Source organism: Leekyejoonella antrihumi (assembly GCF_007845645.1).
GTDB classification, from domain to species: domain Bacteria; phylum Actinomycetota; class Actinomycetes; order Actinomycetales; family Dermatophilaceae; genus Leekyejoonella; species Leekyejoonella antrihumi.
The window spans coordinates 23155-37804 of sequence record NZ_VCQV01000008.1 but is presented as its reverse complement, the minus strand read 5'-3'; the positions used below and the strand labels follow the sequence as shown (position 1 = coordinate 37804).

Sequence of the window (14650 nt, the reverse complement as noted above, 5' to 3'; positions counted from 1 at the left end):
ATTGATAGCTCGGCAAAGATCAGTGGGTTGATCGCGACAGGCCCGGCGTCGAAAGCACTCGCGAGATGCTCTGCCGACCACTCACCCCAGCACCGGTCGTTGGTGAACACATCGAGCAGCACGTTGGAGTCCAGCAAAGTCTCGAAGGCCACAGTTCAGGACTCGCCTCGAGTCGGCTCTGCTTCGATCCCCATCACGGCGGCCCGCTCGCCTTCCGCTATCGGAACGGGCCTCAAGCGATTAGCGGCGCATCCGCCACCGGTCAGAGTCAGTCGGACCCACCGATGCACGTCTACCAGATCGCGCAGCTCACCCCGGGGAGTCGGGATCCGGGTCGACGCCGAGGTCGTCGGTTGCGTCCTCGGACTCGCAGCACGGACACCACGTTGGTGTCGGGCGTTCCCTAGCTGCTGGGCCCGCTCCTGGACCCGAACATGATGTCGTCCCAGCTCGGCACCGACGGGCGGCCTTTGCGAGTGGCGGACTGACGCGCCGGGGGCTGGGGATGGCCGTGCTCGATGGCCGGTGCGCCAACCGCCGCATCTACTGCGGGGTCGCTGCCCGTTTCGGCCGGCTTGTCCGTGGCGTCCGACGGCGTCGACGATGCAATCGCCTCTGTGGGGTCCACGGGCGGTGCCTTCTTGCTCGCGCGGCGCGGTGACCCGAGTGACTTGTCGACAGCCGGCTTGCGTTCGGTGCCGTCGCTCTCCGCAGGGTCGGGTGCCGTCAGCGACTGGTCGGCGAACAGGTCGGCAGTGCCCGTCACCGGGTCATGGCCGAGTCCGTCAACGGTCTTGTCGTCGCCTTCGGCGGGCCGCTCCGGGTCCGTCGAGTTGTCCGTCTCGTGGGCCGCGACCTCTTCGGGGGCCGGATGCGAACCGAGCGGCGGCGCCTCGGCGTTCTGCACATCGAGGTGCTCCTGGGGCCGTGCACCGTCGGGGATGTCGGAGTTGTCAGAGTCGACGGCTGAGACCGTCGTGGTGCCGCGCGAGCTACGGCGGCTGCGACGACGCCGACCGGCGCGTTCGCGCATGGCCGACACCAGGTCGAGTGGGTCGTCGGCGCCCGGGTCGTCATCGTCCGCGGTGCCGCGCGGTGCCGGTTCCGACTCGACGGGTCCGGGCACCTGGGTCGGTGCACTGGACCCACGAACGGCGCGTCGCACGGTCACCGGTCCGTCCTCCGCAGCGTCGTCCAGCCCGCCCTCGGCCTCCACGTCGTAGACCGGCGCCTCCCGGCGACGGCGCCCGGCCGCGACGGGCACGGGCCCGGGAGTCTGCTCGTCCTCACCGAGCCACCGAGCCTCGTCATCGGTGGCACTGAGCGTGCGGTCGGTGGGATCGAACAACCAGGTCGCCTGTCGCTGCCGCCCGCCCGCCGGGAATCGGCAGACGACCGTCCAGCGCCCGCTCTCGCCCTTCCAGGAGTCCCACTCCACCTGCTCGGTCTCGACGCCGCGTGCCACCAGCCGAGCGGAGATCCGGTCGTCGAACGTGCTGCCCGCGGTGGCGCCTCGACCGCGAAGCGGCAGCTGCTGCACCAGCGCGGCGACGTGGTCGCGTTCGGCCTGGATGGGCGCGGCATACCGCTCGACCTTCTCCGGGGTCCAGCCGGCGCGGTCGGCGACCTCGGAGATGGTCGCGCCGGCGCGCAGCAGCGCCTGCACCTCCCGGGGTCGCATCTGCGACTCGGGTTCGGGCTGCGCGGTCCGCACCGGGGCCGGGGTCGCCGCGGACGGTGCATCCGCTGCCGGAGAGCCCGATCGTCGGTCGTCCTCGCGGACGGCGCGGCGCAGCTCGGCGGTGAGTTCGACGCGGAACTCGCCGCCTTCGGAGTCGGTGAGCAGCAGGTGCTTCCCGTCGTCGTGAACGCCCACTAGTCGCAGGTCCCGCATGTGGTTTCTCGCTTCCCTTGCCCGGATCCGAGTCAACCTTGCCACGGCCCACGGTCGCGCGGGCACAGGGCACGCCGCAGAGGTAGCGTTTCGGCCATCATGCTCACCCAGAACAGTGACCTTCAGCTGGTCCTCGATCTCGCCGGAGTGTTCATCTTTGCGCTGTCGGGTGGTCTGGTCGCCGTGTCCAAGCGGCTCGACGTGGTTGGGGTCATCGTCCTGGCGTGGGTTGCCGGCCTGGGTGGCGGCGTGATCCGCGACGTCCTGATCGGGGCCGTACCACCCGATGGCGTGACCGACTGGCGGGTCATGAGCGCGGCCTGCGTGGCCGGGGTGCTCACCTTCTTCCTGCACCCGCGGCTCGCCGAGATCTCCCGATTCGTGCGCGTTCTCGACGCGGGCGGCTTGTCATTGTTCGCGGTGGCCGGGGCTCTCAAGGCACTGGCCTTCGCGGCACCGCCCATCGCCTGCGTCGTCGTGGGAGTCATCACCGCCGTCGGTGGCGGCCTGATGCGCGATGTCATCGTCGGGCGCATCCCCGAGGTGCTGCGCCGTGAGCTGTATGCCGTGCCGGCGCTGCTGGGCGCCGTCATCGTCGTCGCGGCTGCCCACTGGCATCATCTGACCCCCCTCGTACTCTGGTTGGCGGTCGCCGTGTGCTTCGTCGTGCGCATGACGGCCGTCATGTTCGACCTCAACGCACCGCGCCCCCTGCGGACAGGAGACCACTCGTGACATCGCCCAGCAGCCCAACGTTCGACCTCGCGCCCTATGACGCGGTCCTGGTGCTGTCCTTCGGCGGTCCGGAGGCGCCGGACGAGGTCATGCCGTTCCTGCGCCGGGTGACGGGCGGTCGCGGGATACCGGACGAGAGGCTGGCCGAGGTGGCGCACCACTACGAGCTCTTCGGTGGAAAGAGCCCCATCAATGACCAGTGCCGCCGACTGTGCACGGCGCTGGCCCAAGAGCTGCAGCGGCTGGGCAGCCAGCTCCCGGTGCTGTGGGGGAACCGCAACGGACCACCGTTCCTCGTCGACACACTGCGCGACGCCTACGAGGCCGGCGCCCGGCGGCTCGTGGTGATCACCACCAGCGCCTACTCCTCCTACAGCTCGTGTCGCCAGTATCGCGAGGACATCGCGGGCGCACTGACGACACTGCGGGAGGAGGGACGACCACTGGTGGTCGACAAGATCCGCCAGTACGCGACCCATCCGAGCTTCGCCCGCGCGAACCTGCGGTTGGTGACCGAGGCCGTGCGCGGGTGCGGCCAGCCCGACGACTCCCTGCTGCGGGTGGCGTTCGTAACCCACTCCATTCCCGAGGGCATGGACGACACGTCGGGACCGGGCGACGGAGAGGGAAGCCTATACGCGCATCAGCACGACGAGATCGCGCACGTGATCCTGGATGAGGCAGGGATCACCCTGGACCGGGACCTGTCCGGCGCGCTGGTCTTCTGCTCGCGGTCCGGCTCACCGAGCCAGCCGTGGCTCGGGCCGGACATCAACGACTACCTGCGCGAGCAGGCCGCGCAGGGCATCACCGACGTGGTTGTCGCACCGATCGGGTTCGTCTCCGACCACATGGAGGTCAAGTTCGACCTGGACACCGAGGCGGCGGAGACGGCCGAGGGGCTCGGGCTGCGGATGACGCGGGTGCCGACGGTGGGGGTGGACCCGGAGTTCGTCGGCGGCCTGGTGGACCTGGTCGGGGAACGCGCCGCGCAGGCGCGGGGTGAGACCCGCGCGATGCAGGCCTGGCCGGGGGAGGCGATGCCGCCGGTATGCCGTGCGGGGTGCTGCCCCAACCTGCGCCAGGCGAGACCGGCCGCGTGCGGATCTGACTGAGCTGTGCGGGTGGTCACTATCGTGTGGCCATGAACCTGAACGCCGCCGAGCTGACCGACCTGGAACACATCGCCTGCACCATCGCCGTCGAGGCCGGACGCCTGGTGGTCGACGAGCGGCCGGACGGGCTCGGAGTCGCCAGGACCAAGTCCACGGACACCGACATCGTGACCGTCATGGACCAGCGCAGCGAGGAGCTGCTGCGTCGTCGGCTCGCTGAGCTGAGGCCGGCCGACGGACTGCTCGGCGAGGAGGGGGCGGCGCACGACAGCCGGTCGGGCATCACGTGGGTCGTCGACCCGATCGACGGGACGGTGAACTACCTCTACCAGCTGCCGACATACGCCGTGTCCGTTGCCGCGTGCGTGGGCGACGTCTCGGTCCCGGGCGAGTGGCACCCGGTGGCGGCGGCGGTCTACAACCCGACCTCCACGGAGCTGTTCCATGCGCACGCCGGTGGCGGCTCGTTCCTACGCAGCCACGGACGCGAGCAGCGGCTGTCCGTCAGCACGCGGAGCGACCTTGCACAGTCCCTGGTCGGCACCGGTTTCGGGTACGACCCGCAGCATCGCCGAGTCCAGGCACGAGTGCTGGCGGGGCTGCTTCCACTGGTCCGTGACATCCGCCGCGCGGGCAGCGCCGCACTGGACCTGTGCTCCGTAGCGGCCGGCCGGCTGGACGCCTACTACGAGTCCGGTCTGCACCCGTGGGACCTGGCCGGCGGGCAGCTGGTGGTCACCGAGGCGGGCGGCGTCGTGCGCGGCCGCCAGGGTGCGCCGCCGGACGAGGACCTGGTGGTGGCGGGACCGACCACGTTGGTGCATGATCTACACGGCCTGATCACCCGCTGAGCCGGTTGTCGGACCCCTCCTGTGGCCATGAGGGACCCCGCGTTCGAGCTTCGTGGCGTGATAGGGCACAATTCCCGCCCGACCGGGCACAAATTTGCGTCCTGCAGCGTTAATGCGGCCAACAGGGTCAGTAAGCCACCTGGCACTACCGGCCCGGCGGAGAAAAGAGACGGAGAGATCACTGATGGCAACCGATTACGACGCCCCACGAAAGACCGATGACGACCTCAGCTCAGACTCGATCGAGGAGCTGAAGTCACGGCGCGTGGACAAGAACGCCGACAGCGTCGATGTGGATGAGACGGAGCAGGCCGAAGGCTTCGAGCTGCCGGGCGCCGACCTGTCCGGCGAGGAGCTCTCGGTGCGGGTGCTGCCGCGACAGGCGGACGAGTTCACCTGCTCCAGGTGCTTCCTGGTGCACCACCGCAGCCAGCTCGCCAAGGAGGTTGGTGGCATGCCGGTATGCAGCGAGTGCGCTGCGTGAGATCGGTATGAGCGTCTCGGTGCAGATCACCTACCTCGACCCCGAGCTGCCTGCTTTGTCCTACGCCCAGCCGGGCGACGCCGGCCTTGACCTGCACGCGCGCGAGAGGCTTGCGCTCGCGCCGGGTGAGCGGGCCCTGGTCCCGACCGGGATAGCCCTGGCCCTGCCCGAGGGGTATGCCGGTTTCGTGCACCCCCGGTCCGGGCTGGCCGCTCGCCACGGGATCTCGATGGTCAATGCGCCGGGCACCATCGACGCCGGCTATCGGGGTGAGGTCCTGGTCAACCTGATCAATCTGGACCCCCGAGAGACCTTCGTGATCGAGCGGGCTGACCGGATTGCCCAGCTCATCGTGCAACAGGTGGCGCACGTCACGCTGGTGCCGTCGAGTTCGCTTCCGGACAGCGTCAGGGGCCACACTGGACATGGAGCCAGTGGTGGGTTCGCCGGACACGAACGACCGGCGGCGTCACCGCTGCAGAGCAAGTCAATTCGCTAACGAGGAACAAGAGGCGCACAGTCGTGGGAATCTTCCGTCGCAAGGCCAAGGACGACGCGGGCAGCGACGCATCGCTCGACACCGATGACGGGGTCGACGAGACGAGCGATGTCGAGACCCCGGATGACGCGAACGCCGACGCGGAGGGTGGCGGCGTCGACGACGAGGCCCCGGAGGTTGACGCCTCGGTGGACGACGATGCCGACGATGCCCACGCCGCGGAGACCGTGGACAGACTGCCGCGGCCGCATCCGATCGAGCGGAGCGATGGCCCGTTCGACAAGGCCGAGGTGGACTCCCTCGAGGAGCACCTGGACTTCGGTGCACTGGCCATCGTGCCCCTGGAGGGCATGGAGCTGCGCCTGGACGTCGACGAGGAGAGCCAACAGATCACCGGTCTGACTGCAGTGCGCGAGGATTCCGCCTGCCAGTTGCAGGCGTTCGCCGCGCCGAAGTCGAGCGGCATCTGGGACGGCATCCGGGATGACATCGCCGATGGGCTGATTGCCGGTGGAGGCACCGCCGAGGAGAAGCTCGGCCCGTTGGGCATCGAGCTGCGGGTGCGGATGCCCGGCCGCGGTCAGGACGGACGCACGACCTACTCACCGGCCCGTTTCATCGGCGTGGACGGCCCGCGGTGGTTCCTGCGCGCAGTGCTCTCGGGCAGCGCAGCGGTCGACGAGGAGGCCGCCGAGCAGCTGCTGGACTACGTGCGCCACACCGTCGTCGTGCGCGGCGGAGAGGCGCGTGCACCGCGAGAGCTGCTGCCGCTGAAGATGCCTGACGCCGTGGTGGCCGCGGGCGAGGAGGCCGTCGCCGTGGAGACCCAGTCGCAGAGTGAGGACTCCTCCGCAGGCGCGCCGGTGTCGGCCGAGGACCTCAAGCCCTTTGAGCGCGGGCCCGAGATCACGGAGGTGAGGTGACGGGTATGGGGCACAAGCGAGGTCTCGCCAAGGTGGCGGCACGCCTGGTGCGGTCGCCCGGCGCGATCGAGCGCGAAGAGCTGCAGGAGACGTGCGCCCGGATCGGCGGAACGCCGATCGACAAGGCACCGGACGGCTGCGTCAGCGAGTGCACGGGCACCGTCCAGTGCCTGAGCCTGCGACCCCGCGGCAACGACGCGCCCGCGCTCGTGGTCGACCTCGATGACGGCAGCCGCACGATGAACCTGATCTGGCTCGGCCGTCGCAAGATCGCCGGCATCGAACCGGGAGTCTTCCTGACGGTGCGCGGGCGGGTGCTCTACCGCCACGGAGTGCCGACGATCTTCAACCCGATCTACGAGATCAAGCCGTCGACGCCGGCCTCCTGACCGGCCTCAGAGGTCGTGGCTGATGGTGCGGATCGACTCCGGGTCACGACCCGTCAGCAGCGCACCGAGCGGTGCTTCGGCCTCGGGTGTCGTGAGGAAGAGCAGCTCGTCCAGGGCCTCGACCGAGTCGTCGCGGCTGGGAGCGATCGGGACCTCGTCGCGGATGATGCCGACCAGGACGCAGTCCGCAGGCAGGCGCAGCTGACCGACGGCACGTCCGATGCTCGGGCTGTCGCTGGGCACCGTGATCTCAACCATCGTGGCGCGGCCCTGCTGGAACTGGAACAACCGCACCAGGTCGCCGACGCTCACCGCCTCCTCGACGAGCGCGGTCATCAGGCGCGGCGTCGACACCGCGACGTCGACCCCCCACGCCTCGTCGAACATCCACTCGTTCTTCGGGTTGTTGACCCGCGCAACCGTGCGGGGCACGCCGAACTCGGTCTTTGCCAGCAGCGACACCACGAGGTTCACCTTGTCATCGCCGGTGGCGCAGACCACGACGTCGCACTCCTCGAGACCGGCCTCGCGCAGCGTTGAGGTCTCACAGGCATCCGCGAGCAGCCACGACGCCTCGGGCACGGTGCGGGTGCGTGCCTCATCGAGCAGGTTGTCGATCAGCAGCACCTGGTGCCCGTTGTAGATCAGCTCGTGGGCGATCGAACGGCCGACACTGCCGGCCCCGACGACGACAACGCGCATGGGAAATCTCCTCGTTGGAGTGACTAGTCGGCGGTCTTGGGGGCGGCGAGGTGAGCCTCGATCTCGTCCAGCCGGGCGTGCGGGACGAGCAGGTGGAGCAGATCACCCTCTTGAAATACCGTGTCCGGGGCGGGCAGCGACGCGGTTCCGAGCCGGGTGACGTAGGCCACCCGTGCGCCGGTGCGGGCCTCGATCTGCTGCAAGCGGGTCCCGACCCAGCTCACGTGTGGCGGGATCTCCGCGAGGGTGACCTGGCCGCTCGGGTCGGTGTGCACGGGCACCGACCCGAGCGGCACCAGCCGTCGCAGCACCTGGTCACTGGTCCAGCGGACCGTGGCTACGGTGGGGATGCCCAGCCGCTGGTAGATCTCGGCGCGGCCGGGGTCGTAGATCCGGGCGACCACGTGAGCGACGTCGAAGGTCTCCCGGGCGACGCGAGCGGCCAGAATGTTGGAGTTGTCTCCGCTGCTGACAGCCGCAAAGGCGTACGCCTGATCGATGCCGGCTTCGATCAGGGTGTCGCGGTCGAACCCGATGCCCTTGATGCGCTGCCCGCCGAAGGCAGTGCCCAGGCGACGAAACGCGGTCTCGTCGCGGTCGATGATGGCGACGCTGTGGCCCTGCTGCTCGAGACTCAACGCGAGCATCGAGCCCACGCGGCCGCAGCCCATGATGACGAAGTGCACGTCCCGACCGTACCTGAGACCGCGGCCCGGAGAGGGCCGACCCGGTCCGTCGAGAACGGCATACTGCCGTGCCCGAACCCGCGCCGTCCAGAGGTCATAGACTCATCGCTTGTGTCAGTGACTGGACGGACTCTGAAGCGCCTGGTGGTCGGCCGGGCGATGCGAAGCGACAGGTTGGGTGAGACCCTCCTGCCCAAAAAGCTCGCCCTGCCGGTCTTCGCCAGCGACGCCCTGTCCTCCGTCGCCTACGCGCCCGATGAGATCCTCATCACCCTCGGTGCCGCGGGCGGATCGTTCGCGGCTCTGCACTCGTGGCAGATCACTCTGGGCGTGGTCTTCGTCATGGCCGTGGTGGTTGCCTCCTACCGCCAGAATGTGCACGCCTACCCCTCCGGTGGCGGCGACTACGAGGTCGCGACCGTCAACCTCGGCCCCAAGGCTGGCCTGACGGTCGGCTCGGCGCTGCTGGTCGACTACACGCTGACGGTGGCGGTGTCGGTGTCCTCGGGCGTGCAGAACGCGACCGCGGCCCTGCCGATCATCCAGGGGCACCAGGTCGTGATCGCCGTGGCGTTGGTGATCCTGCTGACCGCCATGAACCTGCGCGGCGTGCGCGAGTCCGGCAAGGTCTTTGCCGTCCCGGTCTACGGCTTCATCTTCGGGATCGCGATGCTCGCCATTGTCGGCTTCATCCGCAAGTCGGTCGGTGACCTGCCGCTCTCCGCCAGCGGCCACTACACCCTGGCGCCGCAGGACCACCTGAGCGACCTGGGGCAGCTCGCGATGATCTTCCTGCTGTTGCGTGCCTTCTCCAGCGGTTGCGCGGCACTGACCGGTGTCGAGGCCATCTCCAACGGAGTGCCTGCCTTCAAGAAGCCGAAGAGCAAGAACGCCGCGACCACGTTGCTGCTGATGGGCAGCATCGCCGTGGTGATGATGGTCTCGATCATCACGCTGGCGGCCTGGACGAAGATCCACATGCAGGACCCGGACGCCCCAGGACGCCTTCTGCTCAACGGCCATCCGGTGCCCGGATACCAGGAGGACACCGTCCTGGGGCAGCTGGCCCACGCGGTGTTCGCGGGATTCACGCCGGGTGTCGTCTACGTGTCCATCGTGACCGGGGTCATCCTGGTCCTCGCGGCGAACACCGCGTTCAACGGCTTCCCGGTCCTTGCGTCGATCCTCGCGCGGGATGGTTTCCTGCCGCGGCAGTTGCACACCCGAGGCGACCGTCTGGCCTACTCCAACGGCATCCTCTTCCTCGCCGGCGCCGCGATCTTCCTGATCATCATGTACGACGCTCAGACGACGCGGCTGATCCAGCTGTACATCGTCGGGGTGTTCGTGTCGTTCACGACCAGCCAGACGGGCATGATCCGGCACTGGAACAGGTTGCTGGGCAAGGGCGACGTCTCGCTCTCCGAACGACGCCGGATGCACCGCTCCCGGGCGATCAACGCAGTGGGCGCGGTGATGGCCGGCGTGGTCCTGGTGGTCGTGCTGCTCACCAAGTTCACCCACGGTGCCGGGTATGCCGTGGGTGCGATGGTCGTGCTCTTCGTCATGATGATGGCGATCCAGCGGCACTACGACCACGTCAAGGAGGAGCTGGAGGTCCTGGACGACGGTGAGGAGCAGCTGCTGCCGTCACGGGTGCATGCGATCGTCCTGGTGTCCAAGATCCACAAGCCGACGATGCGCGCGCTTGCCTACGCACGGGCCACTCGACCTTCGGTGCTCGAGGCGCTCACCGTCGACGTCGACCCCGACGAGACGAAGGTGTTGCAGAGCGAGTGGGAGCGACGGGACATCCCGATCACGTTGAAGGTGGTGGCGTCTCCCTACCGTGAAATCACCCGACCGGTCCTGCGGTATGTGAAGTCGGTGCGGCGGGACAGCCCCCGTGATGTGGTGATGGTCTACATCCCCGAGTACGTGGTCGGCAAGTGGTACGAGCAGCTGCTGCACAACCAGTCCGCGCTCCGCCTCAAGAGCCGACTGCTGTTCACCCCGGGGGTCATGGTCGCCAGCGTTCCCTGGCAGCTGCGTTCCTCGCAGGGGCAGGAGCAGCGGTTCGACGGGCCTGCACCAGGATCGGTGCGGCGGGGACGACGATGAGTGGTAGGCAGAAATCGCGCGGGCGGGGCCCGCGCCGCCCGCGGGGTCGGCCCGCGAGCGCCCCGACCCGCGTCGGGGAGAGTCTGACGCTCGACGTCGGCAAGGTCGCGCACGGCGGCCTCTGTGTGGCACGTCACGAGGGGCAGGTCGTCTTCGTCCGGCATGCCCTGCCCGGGGAACGGGTCATCGCCGAGGTCACCGACGGGACCACGAAGTCGCGGTTCCTGCGCGCCGACGCCGTGCAGATCCTGCGGGCCGCGCCGCAGCGCGTCACCCCAGCGTGCCCGTGGTCGGGCCCGGGCCAGTGCGGCGGGTGCGATTGGCAGCACACGAGCGTCGACTACTCCCGAGAGCTGAAGGCCCAGGTCGTGCGGGAGCAGCTGCAGCGGCTGGCCGGCATCGACCGGCAGGTCGAGGTCGAGGCGCTGCCGGGGGAGTCCGACGGCCTGCACTGGCGCACCCGGGTCGAGCTGGCCATCGACCCGGCCGGGCGATCCGGCCTACGAGCCCACCGGTCTCATCGGGTCGTCCCGGTCGAAGAGTGCGCGATCGCGGTGCCCCAGGTCGCCAAGACCGGAGCCTTCTCCGGACAGTGGCCACCCGGCGTCACCGGGGTGGATGTCGTGGTGCCCGGCGTGGGGGAGCCGGTCATGGTCACTCTTCCCGAGCTGCAACCGACGCCCAGCGTCCGGGAACGGGTGGTAACGGCATCGCACGGCACCCATGACCTGGACGTCTCGGCGCGCGGGTTCTGGCAGGTGCACCCGGCCGCGGCGAGCACGTTCGTCGAGCACGTTCTGCAGGAGCTGGAGCCACGCCCGGATGAGCGAGTGCTCGACCTCTACTGCGGGGTGGGCGTTTTCGCTACGTTCCTGGCAGATCGAGTCGGCCCTGACGGTGTCGTGGTCGGTGTCGAAGGTGATGAACGTGCGACGGAGGAAGCCGACACCAATCTCGCCTCGGCTCGAGCCGACGTGCACCTGGTGTGCGGGGACGTCGGGGAGGTTCTCGCCTCGCCGGTCATCGCGGAGGAGCTGGGCCAGCACGGGCACCAGCCGCATGCCGACCTGGTGGTGCTCGATCCACCGCGCACCGGTGCGGGGCGTCAGGTCCTGGAGGCGGTGGCAGCGCTCACTCCGCGAGCCATGGCCTACGTCTCCTGCGACCCGGCGGCGCTGGCGCGGGATCTGTCGTATGCAGCGGAGCTGGGGTACGAGTTGCACTCACTGCGCGCGTTCGACGCCTTCCCGATGACCCACCATGTCGAGTGCATTGCCGTCCTGCGGCCGCATGCCGGTGAGCCGATGGAGCACTCCATACTGCCGTTTGAGGATCGGCGTGAATCGGGACGCTGCCGCGGTGACGGTCCTGTATAGGGCGCGGTGTGGGACGGTCCCGGAGATCTGAGAGGGGAGCTCCGATCCGCCGCCTGTCCTCGCCGGTGATCGTTCTCAATTGGGACCGCGGTGGCGGACCGATAGGCTGGGTTGCCCGCGAGGGAATCGAGGTGACGCACCGTGGCTGGTGCTAAACAGCTCAAGGTGGGGTTACGGGTGCGCGACCTCGACGCGTCGTGCGCCCTGTACTTGAAGTTCGGATTCAAGCAGATCCCTCGTCCAGACCAGCCGAAACTTCGATACCTGACCTTCGGACACACGTGGCTGATCTTGTCCGACAGGTTCGCGCACGGCTACCACAACGCCGAACGAGCCGAAGCGGCAAAGTCCGGTCCGCTTGGCAGGGGATTCGTCTTGGCAGTGCCGACTGCTGACCTCGACGCCACGTACGACCTTTGGCGAGAAGAAGGCATGCGAGTCACCCTCGAACCGCAGGACGTTTTCTACGCCCGCATCTTCTACGGTCTCGACGCCGACGGCTACGAGTTGATGTTCGAACAGCAGCACGCCGAGCCCGGATAGGGAGCGTCCGTCAAGTACGGTCCGTCCCCGGTCGGCGTTAGGTCGATGACCACGTACTTGTCCCCCTTGCGGGTGTGCCGCCAGACACTGGGAGTCCCTCCCGTTTGGAGCGCAGCGCGCGGGGGAATCGTCGACGCCGATCACCGCGACGCCGTCGAACCGGTGCGGGTCATCGATCAGGGCGCGCTTGCCTTCGGCCAGGACCGCGTCGTTGGCCGTATTCCACGTGACGGCAAGACCTTCACCGATCCGGACTACGGTCAGGTGCTGGCACACGATCGCCTTCAGCGCCCGCCGCAACCCGCGGCGTGACAGCTTCGCTCGCGGCTGCGCGGCCTTGCTGGTGTCTTGACGCCAGACGTGCCCGCAGCCGGTGCACCGGTAGCGGCGGACCGTGAGCACCAATGTCGTCGGGCGCCAGCCCAGCGGTTCGTGGGCGAGGCGCCGGGTCACGGTGTCGCGTGGTGTGCCCTCGCACCCGCAGCGGCGGCACCAACCATCTGGTTCAATGACGCGGCACACCAGAACTGCTCGATCACGCTCGAGCCGCCACCCGGGTCACGACCAGCCCGAGCTCGTCCAGGCGGCAGAAAGTGGTCAGATCGGGGCAGGTGAAGGTAGCGTCAGGCACGTTGAGGTCTTCAAGATGGACTGTGTGAAAACTTCCATCATCGGGAGGCCTCGACCTCTATCCCGTGAGCGACGCGCCGACCGGTTCTACACCCTGACACGAAGCCAAGATGGTGCTGCGCCAGTCGGCAACGCATCCCGAGCCGGTCGTGGCCACGATCAATGACACCGACCGGAACGGGACCGCCCACGCGCGAGCGTTTCCCCAGCTGCACCCCAAGCTCGAGTCCCGCGGCGGCTGCGCGACCGCGGCCCATCCCGCCAAACCGCCGAATAGACTAGACCGACCAAAAAGTGACTGTTGCACTGTAGGGCGCGGGGTCCCCACCTGAACCGAAGCAGTGCCGACGAGGACGTCAGACGGTTGGTGTCGCGCTCGAGCGGGAACCCCAGACGTACTTGGCGTCGTACGCGACAGCGCGGTATTTCAGGTGAGTTCCGGTGTGGTAGGCGTAGGTATACGTCCCACCGGAGACAGTCAAGACATCCTTCAGAGGACGCCAGGTGACACCGTCGGTGCTCGACTGGATACTGCCGACGGCGGCGCCGTACGAGCCGATCTTGCCGGTCGAGGTCCACAGTCGACTCGCGCGCACAGTCAGCGTCACCAATCGGCCTGAGCGCTTAGCAGTCATCGCTGCCGTGGATACTAACCGGGCGTCGGTGCTCGGAGAATTCATCGCGACCCGGTAGGCCTCGCCACATTCTGGATAGTCGGTTCCGACAAATTTCAGCACGCCGAGCGCAGGCGGCGTACCGAAGCTGAGGAAGTTATCAACCGTTAGGTAGTTCCCGCAGTTTTCGGTGCCGGTCTCGCTTGCGGCTTTACCGCCCCAACCGGTCGCGGTCCAGGACAGGACCTGGTACCGGTTGAAATCAACGCATGACCCGGTGTAAGTGACACCACCCCCGCCGGCCAACTGTTGATCGTTCTGGGTGATCACGACCCGTGCGGGCAGGCTCAGGTTTGCCGTGCAGGGTTGATCCGCAGCGCCCGCCGACGTCGTTCTGGTCCACGCCCAACCGGTGAGGGTGAGCGCGGCTGCAGTCGCGACCGCGAGTGATCTTCGCATCATTGTCCCCATCTCCCGCCCCGATGGGCGCTCACATCTGCTGGCCATTACCTAGTGCAGATCTCCGTGCGGCGCCGGTGGCGACGGTCACCGGCGTTCGTAGCGATCCTAACGCGAGTTTTTCAAATTCGGACCCTCAATGGCTATCTGGTGAGTCCTAGATTCTTCCACTACATATTCGGTCTGTGGCGCTCGTGTCAGCTCCTGTAATGACGTATTTGTGGCGCGGACCTGACCAACTACATCGCCAGATGCCCTGCTAGACAGTGGCAGATTCAGACCCCAATTCCACCCTTGTTCGTGAAGATCCTCAGTCGATCGCCGTTCTTCGTAAGCGACATCTGGACTGTCCATTTGAGAGGACTAAACTGGCTCTTCAGATTTGAGCATGATGGCGCCGCCTTCAGGTGCACTGTGGTGCGCGAAGATTCGGTCGGGGTTGGCTGGGCGTTGCGCACGGGCGTCTGGCGGGCGGATGCTGGTGGGGTTCGTCGTGGTCGAACCCGAACACCCTGTGGTGCCTGTGAGCCTGTATTTGAGCATGGGTCGGAGGGCTTCCACGGGAACCGTGGATTGGTGCCAGCGAGCCCGTGTGTCAGACTTCCGATCTTTCCTGCCCTCCCCGCGAC

Annotated in this window: 14 protein-coding genes and 1 pseudogene; 10 read left to right on the top strand and 5 right to left on the bottom strand. The window is 68.0% G+C overall.

The genetic code is table 11. The annotated features are described in order from the left end of the window. Window positions 1-403: 403 nt before the first annotated feature. Entirely contained in the window at window positions 404-1894 is a 1491-nt protein-coding gene (gene sepH / locus FGL98_RS07715; protein ID WP_146316185.1) for a septation protein SepH, read from the bottom strand. A 99-nt stretch (window positions 1895-1993) separates the two neighbouring features. Here sepH and FGL98_RS07710 point away from each other — a divergent pair, with 99 nt between their 5' ends. The 7 genes from FGL98_RS07710 (at window position 1994) to FGL98_RS07680 (ending at window position 6890) form a co-directional block, all read left to right on the top strand. Continuing rightward, window positions 1994-2629, top strand: a complete 636-nt coding sequence (locus FGL98_RS07710) for a trimeric intracellular cation channel family protein (RefSeq protein ID WP_146316184.1) — start codon at window positions 1994-1996, stop codon at window positions 2627-2629. Then, the gene (locus tag FGL98_RS07705; RefSeq protein WP_146316183.1) at window positions 2626-3744 is read left to right on the top strand and encodes a ferrochelatase; all 1119 of its coding nucleotides are present in this window, start codon (window positions 2626-2628) and stop codon (window positions 3742-3744) included. Before FGL98_RS07710 ends, FGL98_RS07705 begins: the two co-directional genes overlap by 4 nt. Before the next feature lie 29 nt (window positions 3745-3773). Then, window positions 3774-4595 (top strand): inositol monophosphatase family protein, encoded by an 822-nt coding sequence (locus FGL98_RS07700; protein WP_146316182.1) that lies wholly within the window; start codon window positions 3774-3776, stop codon window positions 4593-4595. Between the two features lie 184 nt (window positions 4596-4779). Next, the gene (locus tag FGL98_RS26250) at window positions 4780-5079 is read left to right on the top strand and encodes a DUF4193 domain-containing protein (RefSeq protein ID WP_146316181.1); all 300 of its coding nucleotides are present in this window, start codon (window positions 4780-4782) and stop codon (window positions 5077-5079) included. A gap of 7 nt (window positions 5080-5086) precedes the next feature. Next, window positions 5087-5578 carry a dUTP diphosphatase gene (gene dut, locus FGL98_RS07690; protein WP_146316180.1) on the top strand — a complete coding sequence of 164 codons (492 nt, stop codon included), beginning with the start codon at window positions 5087-5089 and terminating at the stop codon, window positions 5576-5578. A gap of 23 nt (window positions 5579-5601) precedes the next feature. Then, window positions 5602-6501, top strand: a complete 900-nt coding sequence (locus FGL98_RS07685) for a DUF3710 domain-containing protein (RefSeq protein WP_146316179.1) — start codon at window positions 5602-5604, stop codon at window positions 6499-6501. Window positions 6502-6506: 5 nt separating this feature from the next. Beyond that, complete coding sequence (locus FGL98_RS07680) at window positions 6507-6890, top strand: single stranded DNA-binding domain-containing protein (RefSeq protein WP_146316178.1); 384 nt, start codon at window positions 6507-6509, stop codon at window positions 6888-6890. Window positions 6891-6896: 6 nt separating this feature from the next. Here FGL98_RS07680 and FGL98_RS07675 read toward each other — a convergent pair whose 3' ends face one another. Further along, window positions 6897-7592, bottom strand: coding sequence for a potassium channel family protein (locus FGL98_RS07675; RefSeq protein WP_146316177.1), 696 nt, complete (start codon window positions 7590-7592; stop codon window positions 6897-6899). Window positions 7593-7615: 23 nt separating this feature from the next. Continuing rightward, complete coding sequence (locus FGL98_RS07670; protein ID WP_146316176.1) at window positions 7616-8278, bottom strand: potassium channel family protein; 663 nt, start codon at window positions 8276-8278, stop codon at window positions 7616-7618. Between the two features lie 159 nt (window positions 8279-8437). Here FGL98_RS07670 and FGL98_RS07665 point away from each other — a divergent pair, with 159 nt between their 5' ends. The 3 genes from FGL98_RS07665 to FGL98_RS07655 all read left to right on the top strand — a co-directional run bounded on the left by FGL98_RS07665 (window position 8438) and on the right by FGL98_RS07655 (window position 12318). Further along, window positions 8438-10399: an APC family permease gene (locus FGL98_RS07665; protein ID WP_146316297.1), complete on the top strand. Its 1962-nt coding sequence runs from the start codon at window positions 8438-8440 to the stop codon at window positions 10397-10399. Continuing rightward, window positions 10396-11775, top strand: coding sequence for a class I SAM-dependent RNA methyltransferase (locus FGL98_RS07660; protein WP_146316175.1), 1380 nt, complete (start codon window positions 10396-10398; stop codon window positions 11773-11775). The genes FGL98_RS07665 and FGL98_RS07660 overlap by 4 nt, the downstream gene beginning before the upstream one ends. Before the next feature lie 141 nt (window positions 11776-11916). Beyond that, on the top strand, window positions 11917-12318 hold the full coding sequence (locus tag FGL98_RS07655; RefSeq protein ID WP_146316174.1) for a VOC family protein: 402 nt from the start codon (window positions 11917-11919) through the stop codon (window positions 12316-12318). 20 nt (window positions 12319-12338) lie between these two features. Here the strand turns inward: FGL98_RS07655 and FGL98_RS07650 are convergent. Further along, window positions 12339-12949, bottom strand: a pseudogene (locus tag FGL98_RS07650) (transposase); the annotation flags it as partial. 355 nt (window positions 12950-13304) lie between these two features. Beyond that, window positions 13305-13892 (bottom strand): hypothetical protein, encoded by a 588-nt coding sequence (locus tag FGL98_RS07645; RefSeq protein WP_146316173.1) that lies wholly within the window; start codon window positions 13890-13892, stop codon window positions 13305-13307. Between the last annotated feature and the right edge of the window lie 758 nt (window positions 13893-14650).

Coding starts and splice junctions, on each gene's coding strand:
- sepH (WP_146316185.1), bottom strand. CDS start 1,894: ATGCGGGACCTGCGACTAGTGGGCGTTCACGACGACGGGAAGCACCTG.
- FGL98_RS07710 (WP_146316184.1), top strand. CDS start 1,994: ATGCTCACCCAGAACAGTGACCTTCAGCTGGTCCTCGATCTCGCCGGA.
- FGL98_RS07700 (WP_146316182.1), top strand. CDS start 3,774: ATGAACCTGAACGCCGCCGAGCTGACCGACCTGGAACACATCGCCTGC.
- FGL98_RS26250 (WP_146316181.1), top strand. CDS start 4,780: ATGGCAACCGATTACGACGCCCCACGAAAGACCGATGACGACCTCAGC.
- dut (WP_146316180.1), top strand. CDS start 5,087: ATGAGCGTCTCGGTGCAGATCACCTACCTCGACCCCGAGCTGCCTGCT.
- FGL98_RS07680 (WP_146316178.1), top strand. CDS start 6,507: ATGGGGCACAAGCGAGGTCTCGCCAAGGTGGCGGCACGCCTGGTGCGG.
- FGL98_RS07675 (WP_146316177.1), bottom strand. CDS start 7,592: ATGCGCGTTGTCGTCGTCGGGGCCGGCAGTGTCGGCCGTTCGATCGCC.
- FGL98_RS07665 (WP_146316297.1), top strand. CDS start 8,438: ATGCGAAGCGACAGGTTGGGTGAGACCCTCCTGCCCAAAAAGCTCGCC.
- FGL98_RS07660 (WP_146316175.1), top strand. CDS start 10,396: ATGAGTGGTAGGCAGAAATCGCGCGGGCGGGGCCCGCGCCGCCCGCGG.